Source organism: Streptomyces sp. STAM6 (assembly GCF_054963715.1).
This window is the reverse complement of sequence record NZ_JBUEFZ010000001.1, coordinates 211326-223719: the sequence shown is the minus strand read 5'-3', so window position 1 is coordinate 223719 and position 12394 is coordinate 211326. Positions and strand designations below refer to the sequence as shown.

General features: G+C 71.3%; 9 protein-coding genes. 5 read left to right on the top strand and 4 right to left on the bottom strand.

The features are described from left to right. Positions 1-2: 2 nt before the first annotated feature. From ACY34K_RS01050 to ACY34K_RS01040, 3 genes are all read right to left on the bottom strand, one after another. Complete coding sequence (locus tag ACY34K_RS01050) at positions 3-1736, bottom strand: branched-chain amino acid ABC transporter permease (RefSeq protein WP_462741991.1); 1734 nt, start codon at positions 1734-1736, stop codon at positions 3-5. Between the two features lie 5 nt (positions 1737-1741). Continuing rightward, positions 1742-2674 (bottom strand): branched-chain amino acid ABC transporter permease, encoded by a 933-nt coding sequence (locus ACY34K_RS01045; protein WP_462741988.1) that lies wholly within the window; start codon positions 2672-2674, stop codon positions 1742-1744. 100 nt (positions 2675-2774) lie between these two features. Continuing rightward, complete coding sequence (locus ACY34K_RS01040; protein WP_462741985.1) at positions 2775-4010, bottom strand: branched-chain amino acid ABC transporter substrate-binding protein; 1236 nt, start codon at positions 4008-4010, stop codon at positions 2775-2777. Positions 4011-5044: 1034 nt separating this feature from the next. On the opposite strand from ACY34K_RS01040, the gene ACY34K_RS01035 reads away from it, so the two are divergent. The 5 genes from ACY34K_RS01035 to ACY34K_RS01015 all read left to right on the top strand — a co-directional run bounded on the left by ACY34K_RS01035 (position 5045) and on the right by ACY34K_RS01015 (position 10528). Next, complete coding sequence (locus tag ACY34K_RS01035; RefSeq protein WP_462741982.1) at positions 5045-7021, top strand: Xaa-Pro dipeptidyl-peptidase; 1977 nt, start codon at positions 5045-5047, stop codon at positions 7019-7021. A 123-nt stretch (positions 7022-7144) separates the two neighbouring features. Further along, positions 7145-7342 (top strand): hypothetical protein, encoded by a 198-nt coding sequence (locus ACY34K_RS01030; RefSeq protein ID WP_031104392.1) that lies wholly within the window; start codon positions 7145-7147, stop codon positions 7340-7342. An 81-nt stretch (positions 7343-7423) separates the two neighbouring features. Further along, complete coding sequence (locus ACY34K_RS01025) at positions 7424-7996, top strand: MauE/DoxX family redox-associated membrane protein (RefSeq protein ID WP_462741978.1); 573 nt, start codon at positions 7424-7426, stop codon at positions 7994-7996. 10 nt (positions 7997-8006) lie between these two features. Beyond that, positions 8007-8510: a TlpA family protein disulfide reductase gene (locus tag ACY34K_RS01020; protein ID WP_462741975.1), complete on the top strand. Its 504-nt coding sequence runs from the start codon at positions 8007-8009 to the stop codon at positions 8508-8510. 2 nt (positions 8511-8512) lie between these two features. Continuing rightward, complete coding sequence (locus tag ACY34K_RS01015; RefSeq protein ID WP_462741972.1) at positions 8513-10528, top strand: ABC transporter ATP-binding protein; 2016 nt, start codon at positions 8513-8515, stop codon at positions 10526-10528. On the opposite strand, the gene ACY34K_RS01010 is transcribed toward ACY34K_RS01015, so the two are convergent. Then, positions 10509-12383: an AfsR/SARP family transcriptional regulator gene (locus tag ACY34K_RS01010; protein WP_462741969.1), complete on the bottom strand. Its 1875-nt coding sequence runs from the start codon at positions 12381-12383 to the stop codon at positions 10509-10511. The two genes, ACY34K_RS01015 and ACY34K_RS01010, sit on opposite strands and share 20 nt — an antisense overlap. Positions 12384-12394: the final 11 nt, after the last annotated feature.

Here is a 12394-nt window from a genome sequence, read left to right as displayed (position 1 = left end):
GTTCACGCCCCCGCCTTCGTGGTGCCGACGGCGGAGTCGGGCAGCTTGTCGTCGGGTGCGTCGAGTTGGCCGGTCTCGTGGAATTCGAGCTGGGCGCGGCGGTTGGCGATGAGTCCTTCGGGGCGGAAGCGCATCAGGATGATGAGCGCGATGCCGAAGCCGAGGAGCTGGTAGTCCTGGAGGAACTGCAGCTTCGCCGGGATCATGTAGAGCAGCGCGGCGCCGATGAGCGGTCCGCTGATGGTGCCCATGCCGCCGAGGATGACGGCGGCCAGCAGGAACGCCGAGTTGGGCGGAACGGGGCCGGCGAAGACGTACATCTCCGGGACCACGGTGCTCTGGACGTGCGCCTGCACCGTGCCGGCGACGCCGGCGAGGGTGGCGCCCAGGGCGAAGGCGATGAGCTTGACCCGGAAGCCGTTGATGCCCATGGCGGTGGCGGCGGTCTCGTCCTCGCGGATGGCGACCCAGGCCCGGCCGATGCGGGAGCTGCCGGCGCGGCTGAAGACGAGGACCACGAGGATCATCGCGAGCAGCATCAGCAGGTAGTAGTTGGCGTACGAGCCGAGCTCGAAGCCCAGGATGGTGTGGGACTCGCCGAAGTCGTATCCGAAGAAGACGAGGTCGGGGATGTTGGGGATGCCGTTGGGGCCGTTGGTGACCTGGGGGCCGGAGACGCCGTCCAGGTTGCCGACCGCGATACGGAAGATCTCACCGAAGCCGAGGGTGACGATGGCGAGGTAGTCGCCGCGCAGTCGCAGGGTCGGGGCGCCGATGACGACACCGAAGACGAGGGACACGACGGCGCCGGTGAGGACGGCGGCCCAGAACGGGAACTGGATGTCGAAGGCCGAAGCGGTGGTGCCGGAGACCAGGGCCGCGGTGTACGCGCCGACGCCGAGGAAGGCGACGTAGCCGAGGTCGAGCAGGCCGGCGAGGCCGACGACGATGTTCAGGCCGAGGGCGACGGTGGCGAAGATGAGGATGTTGACCGCGATCAGCGTGAACTGGTCGGTGGTCTGGGTGAAGGGGAAGGCCGCGGCGGCGACGAAGGCGGCCGCCACCGTGATGGACCGGTACTTCGCGGTGAGCGCCGAGAGCCGTGCCATGAGGCCGGCCTTGAAGATGGCGGCGACCGCGAAGCCGGCGGTGATGAGGTAGCCGGTGAAGAGTTCGGCGTACTCGGTGTCGATGCCGTAGGTGACGACGTACAGGCCGAGACCGAAGGCGGCGACAATCACGAGGATCTCGGCCCAGGAGGGCAGTGCCTTGGGCCGCTGGGCCTTGCGCGTGTCGTCGGGGAGGAGGAACGCGACGGCGGGGACGGCGGAGGCGACCGCTGCCACGTAGGCGCCGGGGTCGAGGTGCGCGAGTCCGCCGAGTTCGACCGCGATGGCGATCACGGTGAACCAGGTGGTGCCGAAGGCGCCGAGGGCCAGCAGCTGCAGGGCCTTGGTGGTGCCGGTGGGCGCGAGCCAGCGCAGGCCCCGGATGTCGAGTGCGGCGAGCGCGTACACGACGGTGAGGAGGCCGGCGACCAGGGTGAGGACCTGGAGGCCGCCGGGGTAGCCGTAGAACGTGAGGTCGCCGGGGAAGGCGTCGGTGTACGTCCAGGCGAGGAAGGTGCTGGCGATGGTGGCCAGGCCGCCGCCGGCGATGGTCCAGCGCAGCATGGCGACACGGGAGGTGTCGTCGGCCGGGGTGGCGTCGGTGACGTTGAGGGTGTCGGTTGTCATGGCTCTCACGCCCGATCCGCGACGCGCTCGCCGAGCAGGCCCTGCGGCCTGACGAGGAGCACGACGATGAGAAGTACGAATGCCCAGACGTTGGCCCAGGCACCGCCGCCGAGCTGCTGCATGCCGGGGATCTCTTCGATGTAGGCGATCGAGAGGGACTCGGCGAGGCCGAGGACGACTCCGCCGACCATCGCGCCGTAGATGTTGCCGATGCCACCGAGGACGGCGGCGGTGAAGGCCTTGAGTCCGAGGATGAAGCCCATCTCGAAGTTGATCTGGCCCTTGTCGAGTCCGTAGGCGACCGCGGCGACCGCGGCGAACGCGGCACCGATGGCGAAGGCCATCACGATGATGCGGTCGGTGTTGATGCCCATCAGCTTCGCGGTGTCCGGGTCCTGGGCCGTGGCCTGCATGGCGCGGCCGCTGCGGCTCTTGGAGACGAAGAGGCCGAGGGCGAGCATGCACAGCGGGGCGAGGACGAGGACGAAGAGGTCGGCGCGCTGGAGGTACAGGTTGTCGAGGAGCTTGAACGACTCGCCCTGGATCTCCGGGAAGCTGCGCGGCTTCTTCGCGTCGGGGTAGAAGCCCCAGACGAGCTGCTGGAGGACGATCGAGAGGCCGATCGCCGTGATCAGCGGGGCCAGCCGGGGTGCGCTGCGCAGGGGGCGGTAGGCGAAGCGTTCGGCGGCGGTGGCCACGGCGACGGAGGCGAGGGCGCCGCCGACGATCATGATCGGGATGGCCACCAGAAGGGATGTCCCGCTGGGCAGTACAAGGTATGCGGTGAGGGCGCCGAAGCCCCCGATCATGAAGATCTCGCCATGGGCGAAGTTGATGAGCTGGACGATGCCGTACACCATCGTGTACCCGATGGCTATCAGGCCATAAAGGGCGCCGAGGGCAAGGCCGTTGGCCAGCTGTTGCGGCAGTTCGTTCACCGCAGGGCCTCCGATGAGCTTGTCGGATATGACACCGCGCGAGGGCGCTGTTTGCGCCCTCGCGCGGCTTGGATCAGGTGAAGCAGGGCGGTGCGGCGGATCAGTCCTCGAACGTGGCGCTCTTGACGTCCTTCCAGGCGGGGCCTTCCACCTTGTAGACGGTGAGCTGCTTGTTCGTGGTGTCGCCGTACTCGTCGAAGGCGACCTTGCCGGTCACGCCGTCGAAGGAGACCTTGGACATGGCCTCGACGACCTTCTCGCGGGCGTCGGCCGGGAGCTTGCCGTCGTTGGCGGCGACGACGGCCTTGACCGCCTGGATGATGGCCCAGCCGGCGTCGTAGGAGTAGCCGCCGTACGCCGCGTACGGGTCCTTGTAACCGGCGGCCTTGTAGTCCTCGATGAACTTCTTGGCCGTCGGGAGCTTCTCGACCGGGTAACCGATGGAGGTCGCGAGGTCGCCGTCGTTCGCGACGCCGGAGGCGCTGATGAAGGCGGGGTCGTAGACGCCGTCGCCACCCATGGTGGGGATCTTGGCGCCCGTCTTCTTGATCTGGTCCGAGAGCAGGCCGCCCTCGGGGTACTGGCCGCCGAAGTAGACCGAGTCGGCGCCGGAGCTCTTGACCTTGTCGGCGGTGCTGGAGAAGTCGGTCTCCTTGACCGTCACGTGGTCGGTGCCGACGACCTTGCCGCCGAGGCGCTCGAACTCCTTGGAGAAGATCGCGGCGAGGCCGGCGCCGTAGGTCTGCTTGTCGTCGACGACGTAGACCTTGCGCTTCTTGGCGTCGTTGAAGAGGTACTGGGCGGCGAACTTGCCCTGGACGACGTCGGTGGCGGCGGTGCGGAAGTAGGTCTTGAAGGGGCGCTTGAACTCGCCCTTGCCCCAGTTGTCACCCTGGCTGAGGGCCGGGTTGGTGTTGGCGGGGGAGACCTGGGTGACGCCGGCCTTCTCGAAGACGCCCTGCATCGACTGGGCGACGCCGGAGTTCAGCGGGCCGACGACGCCGATGACGTCCTTGTTGCCGACGAGCTTGGTGGCGTTGGCCTGTCCGGAGGCCGGGACGGCCTGGTCGTCGAGAGACTCGATCTTGAACTCGATGCCGGGGACCTCGTTGTTCTTGTTGGCGGTCTTGACCGCCAGGTCCACGGAGTTCTTGATGCCCTGGCCGAGCGCGGAAAGCGATCCGGTGAGCGGGGCGTCGACGCCGATGACCACGGTCGTCTTGCCGCTGCTGCTGTCCTTACCGCCCTTGCTGTCGTCGCGGGACCCACAGGCGGTGAGGGTGAGTGCCCCCGTGGTGATCACGGTGGTGAGTATGAGCAAGGAACGCTGTCGCACGTTGAATCCTTTCCCTGGCGCGGCCTCCTCGGAGTTGAGGTGCCGTGTGGTCGCCGGGCCGCACTGGGTTGGTACGCACTGGTTTGGTACGGGTCCGTGCAGCAGTCGCGCCCGGCGGCGCGGTGACTGGCGGTGACTCTAGGCGCAGGTGGTGGAGTACGGGACCAGGGAACGACAGGATGTGACTGTCTTGTTATGCCGGAGGGGAGAGTCGGTGCTTGCGGTGTGGACACATCCGGGCTTTCCGGTCGGCGCAGATTGCCCACATAGTGAGAACGCCCAGTTCTACTCAGGGGCTTGAGCGGATCTTGGTGCTGACAGGGGTGTGAGCCGGGACGGACCTGGCGGGGGTCGCGGGCGCGCCCGGGGCGCCGGTACCCCCGGTGGGGCGGGGTCGGCTCTCCATTGCGTCAGTGTTACGCAGAGTTACATCGGTGGTTGTCCTTTCGGTCGGGGTGATCCGGTGTCCACGCCGCTCTCCGCGGGGGCCGGAGGGCGCCAGTTCTCCGAACTCCCGGTCGCTCCTCCGGCCGCCTCGCAGCGGCGCCGGGCCTCCCGGTCGACGAGTCGTTCGGCCGCCTCCCGCCCCTCCCGTCGCTCGGTCGTGCGGGCTTCGGCGAGCACGTCGTCATGGATCCGTAGCTGGTCGTTCGACAAGCCCTTCTGTTCCCAGTCCAGACCTGCCCAAGTGCTGCCTTTCAATGCCTCCTTGGCCCAATAGGAGACAAGACCGGTGCAGATGTCGGCCGGTGTACTGCTGTGCGGTGCGGGGGATCCGGAATCCGAACACCCGCTCGCTGAAAGGAGGATGAGCAGAACACCCGGGACCGCGGAGCGGGCCGCGGCGCGTCGTGAAACGGCTCCGAGGGTGTCCCTGAACCTCATACCGCGCACGCTATGCGGTCACCACGGGTCACACAATGGCCCATGCTCGCACGGGCGTTGGGTCTGGTGCCGCTGGGGCGGAAGCGGTGGAATGTATGCCGCGCCCAGCGCGTGATCGTCACTCCCGCGCCCCCCTGGAGGCAGGCACGATGGCGAGACCCCAGCGCGTACGCGACGCCGTACGCCCCTACCGCAGGCACCGCCGGACCGGCCCGGCGGCCCTGGCCGCACTGGCCGGGTTACTGGTCGCGGCGCTGCCCGCACCGGCCACGCACGCCGCCCCGCCCGGCGTTCCGGAGCTCCGCGTCGTCGACGGACAGACCCGACCCGTCTTCTCCCGTGCGGACGCCGTCCACCAGCTGGTCGACGTCGAAACAGAGACGGACAGTGACGAGGACGGCAAGCGGGACACCGTACGGATGAGGATCCTGCGGCCCCGCGAGACCGACACAGGCCTCAGAGTCGCCACGATCATCGAAGCGAGTCCCTACTGGGGCGGCGGCAACGACGTCCCCTTCCACGAGGTGGACCTGGACGAGGACGGACTGCCCGGCGGTAAGGGGCGCAACAGCCTTCCGGGCCTTCTGCAGGGCGCCGAGCGGCCCACCGGCGCCGCCGTCTCCGCCTCCTCGGTCGTCTTCCCGGGCTACACCGACAACTACTTCCTGCCCCGCGGGTACGCCGTGGCCCAGGTCGACAGCATCGGAACGGGCGACTCGACCGGCTGCCCCACCTCCGGCGGCCACGAGGAGACGCTCGGCGCCAAGGCGGCGGTCGACTGGCTGAACGGCCGGGCCCGCGGACGGGACCCCGACGGCCGGCCGGTCCGGGCGGACTGGTCCACCGGCAACGCGGCGATGATGGGGATCTCGTACAACGGCACCCTGCCCACCGCCGTGGCCGCCACCGGTGTGGAGGGCCTGAAGGCCGTCGTGCCGATCGCCGGGATCTCCTCCTGGTACGACTACTACCGGGCCAACGGCGGAGTCGTCGCACCCGGCGGCTTCCAGGGCGAGGACACCGACATCCTGGCCAAGGCCGTCTACAGCCGCGCCGACCGGGAGATCTGCAAACCCGTCCTGGACCGGCTCACCGCCCGGCAGGGCCGGGTGACCGGCGACTACAGCGCCTTCTGGCGCGAGCGGGACTACCTGCCCGACGCACGGAGGATCAAGGCCGGGGTCTTCCTCGTCCACGGCCTCAACGACTGGAACGTGAAGACCCGGCACACCGCCCGACTGTGGGAGGCCCTCGGGCGGCACGGCGTCCCGCGCAAACTGTGGCTGCACCAGGCCGGGCACAGCAACCCCATGCCGCTGCGCATGGAGGAATGGCTGCGACAGCTGCACCAGTGGTACGACTTCTGGCTGTACGGCCTGGACAACGGCGCCCTCGACGAACCCGCGGTCGACGTCGAGCAGGCCGACTTCACCTGGCGGCAGCAGTCCACGTGGCCGGCGCCCGGCACCAGGCGTCTGACCTTGCGCCTGAACGCCGACGGCGGCCTTTCACCACTGCCCGGCCGGCCGGCCGGGCGGACGCTGCGCGACGCCGGCCGCACCCTGCGCGCCGAGCAGCTCGTCGCCGATCCTGGTACCGCGCACCCCCACCGGCTCGCCTGGACGACCGCGCCCCTGCCGAGCGACCTGCGCGTCAACGGTGCGCCCGAGATGTCGGTGCGGGCCTCGCTCGACGGCACATCCCCGTATACGACGGCGCTGCTCGTCGACTACGGGACCGCCACCCGGGCCGTCGCCGGCACCGTCCAGGACACCTCGCGGCTCGTCTGCTACGGCGAGGGCGTCCCCGGCGACACCGGCTGCACGTACCGGACGAAGCACCGCACCGAGACCACCGATTTCAAGATCGTGACCCGGGGCTGGCTCGACGTCCGCAACCGCGACTCGGCCGCCCGGCCGTCGCCGGTCGTCGAAGGCCGCGAGTACCGGCTGCGCTGGGCCATGCAGCCCCAGGACCACGTCGTCGAGAAGGGGCACCGGCTCGGCGTGGTGCTGATCTCCACCGACCACGACTACACACTGCGCCACCCACCCGGCACGCGGATGACCGTACGGACCGGGCTCAGCAGCGTGACGCTCCCGGTGGCGCCCCCGTCCGGAAGCTGAGGAATCGGCCCGGGTCCGCCCCGGACGCCCGTACCGGCGCGGGCCCGGCGGCCGCTGTATGTCCGCTGTACGGGCCGGTCTATGGCGCGTGAGTACCGTCTGCCGAAAGGAGGAGGGGAACTCATGATGCCGTCATTGAGCAAGGTCGCCGACCGGGTGCTCGAGCGTTTCGTGCCGAAGGCGTCCGCGTCCGCGGACACCAGCTGGTGGGAGTACTGCTACTGCACCGCCGACTGGCGCAAGATCTACCGCCTGTGTCACGTGGTGGGCGGACGGACCTCGTGCGGAAAGTGCGAGAACGTCCGCTACATCGGCTGCTGACAGAACACGAGTGCGGGGCGGGCGGCGCGGGCACGCGTCCGGGCCGCCCGCTCCCGCGCACCACATACGAGGACTTCGCGCATGACCTTTGTCGCTTTCGCATGCCGGATTCTCTTGTTCGGTGTCTTTCTGCTGGCGCTCGCCGGAAAGGTGCGCAGCAGAACCGCGTTCGCCTCATTCGCCCGGTCGATCACGGACCTGCGGCTCTTTCCCCGGAAGGTGTCGAGGGCGGCAGCCGCCGCGGTGATCGCCGGAGAAGTCGCGGTACTCCTGCTGCTCGTGCCCGCGCGAACGGCACCCCTGGGGCTGGCGGCCGCGGTGCTCCTGCTGCTCGCCTTCACCGCGGGCATCGTGATGGCACTGCGCGGCGGACGCCGCGCCCCGTGCCGTTGCTTCGGCGCATCGGCCACTCCCCTGGGACCGCTGCACGTGGTCCGCAACCTGATCCTGGCCGGCACGGGCGCGGCCGGCTTCGCGGTGATGACCGCGCTGCCCGCCGCCGGATGGCCGGCTCACCCCGGCGGCGGCGCGGTCGCGGCGGTCGCGGCGATCGTCGCGGCCCTGCTGGTCGCCCGGCTCGACGACCTGGCCGCCCTCTTCCGCACCGGCCGGCCGGCCCCGGTCGCCGCCCGTCCACGCGCCGTCCACAAGTGAGGTCCCCTTCATGCCTTTTCTGATTGCCGCCGTCGTCCTGGTCGGTGTGCTGTGCCTGTTCGACCTGCTCCTCACCTTCGCGGTGCTGCGCCGACTGCGCGAGCACACCGCGGAACTCGAACGGCTGGCGGGTCGGCCCGGCTTCTCCTCGTACGACCCGGGCATGCTGGTCGGCCACCGGCTTCCGGAAGCCGCCCGGGCACCCGGCGCCACCCTCGTGGCCTTCTTCGACGCGCAGTGCGACACCTGCCACGACCACGCGCCGAAGTTCGCCGTCCGGGCCCGCCGGTACGGGGCGCTGGCGGTGGTGTCGGGCGACGGGGCGCGCGCCGACGAGCTGGTCGCCGCGGTGGGTCCGGACGCGGCGGTGATCCGGGGTGAGGACGCCCACTCCGTGGCCGACGACATGGGCATCCAGGCCTTCCCCACCTTCGTCCTGGTCGACGGTGAGGGCTCCGTGGTGCAGGCGTCCACCGAGCTGGCCGAGCTGCCCGAGCCGGCCCCGGCGGCGTGAGCGTGGAGAACGGACCGCAGGCCGGGCCCACCGGGCGGGCGGTCACGGCCGGGCCGAGGCGGACCGTGCGGCACCTCGGGGTCGCCTGGTCGATGTGCTGGCGGGCGGGACCGTGGCACGCGCTGGCGTACTCGCTCGTCACCGTCGTCCTCGGCCTGCTGCCCACCGCCACGGCATGGCTGACGAAACTCGTCGTGGACGACCTGGCCGGCGGACGGCCGGAACACGTGCTGGAGTTGGCGGCGGGCCTGGCCGCCGTGGGCCTCGCGGCCGGTGTGCTGCCGCACCTGAGCGGTTACCTGCAGAACGAACTGGGCCGTCGGCTGGACCGCTTGATGCAGGACCGTCTGTACGGCGCCGTCAACCGGCTCCAGGGGCTGTCCCGGTTCGAGAACCCCGGGTTCCGTAACGACCTCAGCATGGCCATGCAGGCGTCCGGGGGCGGGCTCGGCCCCGTCACCACGGGCCTGTTCGACACCGCGCGCAACGTCATCACGCTCGTGAGCCTGCTCGGGACGCTGGCGCTGCTGAGCCCGTCGATGGCCGCACTCGTCACGGTGGCCGCCGTCCCCGCGCTCCTCGCGCGGCTCTCCCTGTCCCGGCGCAGGGTCGGCATGCTCGCGGGGGTCTCCCCCGCGGTCCGCCGCCAGGTCTTCTACTCGCTGCTTCTCACCGACGTCCGCAGCGCGAAGGAGACCCGGCTGTTCGGCCTCGGCGACTTCCTCAAGGGGCGCATGCTCACGGAGCTCGCGATCCGGCAGGAGGGCGAACAGCGGCTCGACCGCCAGGAGGCGCGCACGCAGTCCCTCCTCGCGCTGCTGTCCACGGTGGTCGCGGGACTGGGACTCGTGTGGGCGGTGCGGGCCGCCACGACCGGGGCCCTGAGCGTGGGCGACGTGACGGCGTTCGTCGCCGCCGTGGCCGGTACCCAGGCCGCCCTGACCGGTCTGGTGGACAACGTCGCGATGGCGCACGAGGCGCTGCTCGTCTTCGGGTACCACGACAAGGTGATGTCGCTCCCCGACGACCTGCCGTCGGCGGACCCTTCGGGGCGGCTGCCGGCCCTGCGCCGGGGCATCGAACTGCGCGACGTCTGGTTCCGGTACGCCGAGGACCATCCGTGGATTCTCCGGGGCGTCGACCTGACCGTCCCGCACGGAACCGCGGTCGCCCTCGTCGGGCTGAACGGCGCGGGGAAAAGCACCCTGATCAAACTGCTCTGCCGGTTCTACGACCCGACCCGAGGGGCGATTTACTGGGACGGAGTGGACATCCGCGACGTGCCGCCGGCCGAACTGCGCCGTCGCATGGGCGTGTTGTTCCAGGACTACATGTGTTACGACCTGACGGCGGCGGAGAACATCGGCGTCGGGGAACTCCAGGCGCTCGACGACCGCCCGAGACTGCGCGAGGCCGCCCGGCTCGCCGATGCCGACGGCACCGTGGAAGGGCTGCCCCGCGGTTACGACACCATGCTCAGCCGTATATTCGCCGACCAGGCCGAAGAAGACCCGCAGTCCGGGGTCGTGCTGTCCGGCGGCCAGTGGCAGCGGCTGGCGCTCGCCCGCACCCTGCTGCGGGACGACCGGGACCTGCTGATCCTGGACGAGCCCAGTGCCGGCCTGGACGCCCAGGCGGAGGCGGCGATCCACGCCCGGCTGCGCGAACACCGGGCGGGGCGCACCAGCCTGCTCGTCTCCCACCGGCTCGGCGCGGTCCGCGAGGCGGACGCGATCGTCGTGCTGGAGGGCGGCCGGATCGTGGAACGGGGAACGCACGAGCAGCTCATGGCCGCGGGTGGCGAGTACGCGCGTCTGTTCGCCATCCAGGCCGAGGGCTATCGCGACCCGGACGCACCGGACGCACCCGAGGCCGTCGACGCGCCGGAGCCCCCGGACGCACCGCAGGGCCTGGACGCGCCGGAGTCCCCGGGCGCGCCGGCTCGTCCGGACGTGGCGGACCGGCCCGGGGTACCGGCGGCGGAGCCGTCGCACGCGGTCATATCGCCGATCGGCTGAGCACCGGCTCCCTGTAGCGGACCTGGTCGCGGGCGGCGAGCTCCCGCGCGTACAGGCCCGCGAGATCAGGCATCCGGAACGCCTCTCGCGCCACCGGGGTGAGCAGCCCGACGGTCACCAGGCAGTCCAGGGCCCGCTCGGTGGCCGGCAGGGCGGCACCGATGGCCTCGGCGGCGCGCGTCGCGCTGAAGGGCGCCCCGAGGGTGCACAGCCGGCGGAACGCCCGTGCGGCCGCGCGGTGTTCGGGGTCGTGGGCCGACAGCTCCCGGTAGCTCCTGGCGTACGACGAGCGCATCGTCAGGTCGGCGACCCGTAATTCGTCGAGGGTGCGCGCCGGGTCGCGCAGCCGGGCGGCGAGTCCGGCGAGGCTCCCCTGCGGGCGGCCGGCGCAGCGGGCCCCCGCGATGCTGAGCGCGAGGGGGTTCCCGTGGCAGAGCCGGGCGATCTCCCGGGCCGCCCGGGGCTCCGCGGTGACGCGCGCGTCCCCGGCCAGCAGGGACAGCAGGCGGACGGAGTCCGTTTCGTCGAGGGGGTCCACCGGCACGTGCACCGCGTCCAGCGCGGGCAGCACGCTCCGGCTCGTGATCAGCACCGCGCACCCCGGGCCCGCGGGCAGCAGCGGAAGGACCTGGCCGCGGTGGAAGGCGTTGTCGACGACCACGAGGACGCGCCGGCCCGCGACCATGGACTGGTAGTACGCCGAGGCCTCGGAGAGGGCGGTCGGCACGTCGGCCCTGGGCATCCCGAGCGAGCGGAGGAAGTGGCGCAGCACGGTGACCGGGGTCAGCGGGCCGGCGCCGACCCGCGGGCTGTCGAGATCGACGTAGAGCTGGCCGTCGGGGTAGTCCGCGGCGGCCCCGTGGGCGACGTGCAGGGCCAGCGCCGACTTCCCGCGTCCGGCCGGCCCGTGCAGCACCACGACCGGCGCCCCGGCGGTTGTTCCGTCCCGGGTGCGCAGGGCGTCCCGCACCAGGGACGTCTCGTGCGCCCGTCCGGCGAACGGCCCGGGAGCCCGGGGGAGCTGGCGCGGCACCGTACCGGTGGCCGGGTGCGCGGGCCGCGCCGTCGTCAGGGCGGTGACTTCCGGGACGGACGTCGGATCCGGTTCCCGGCGGAGCACGGCCTGCTGGGTGCGGCACAGCTCCGGCCCCGGGTCCAGGCCGAGTTCGTTGCGCAGCGTTTCGCGGGCGTCGGTGAAGGCGGCGAGCGCGCCGGCCGTGTCGCCGCTGTGGTGCAGGGCGAGCATCAGGCGGCTGCGCAGCCGTTCGCGCAGGGGATGCCGGCGCACGGCCCGGCGCAGGGTGTCGACCACGGCCGCCCCGGTACCGCGCGCGAGTTCCACGTCCGCCTGTGCCTCGATCGCGCTCAGGTACCGCTCGGTGAGATCCGCCGCGATGCCCTCCAGGGCGGGTCCTTTGACGACGTTCTCCAGTGGCTCCCCGTGCCAGAGTGCCAGCGCGCCGCCCAGTGCGCGGGTGGCCCCCGCCAGATCGTGCCCGGCCGCCGCCTGCCGTGCCCGCTCGACGAGGGCCTCGAAGCGGGCGATGTCGGTCTCGCCGTCGACCGTCCGGAGCGCGTAGCCGGAGCGGGAGGTGATCAGCCGGGGGTGCGTGCCGTCCGCGGCGGGCGGCAGGAGCCGGCGCAGCTGCATCACATAGGTGCGCAGATTGGGCACCGCTGACCGGGGCGGGGTGCCGCCCCAGAGTTCTTCCACGAGGGCGGGCACGGAGACGACGCCGCCCCGGTGGGCGACCAGCATCGCGAGAATGGTGCGCTGTTTGTCAGCGGCTATACGGACGGTCCGGCCCCCGTCCACGATTTCCAGCGGGCCGAGGGCCCGGAACTCGACGGTCATGCTTGTGGCTG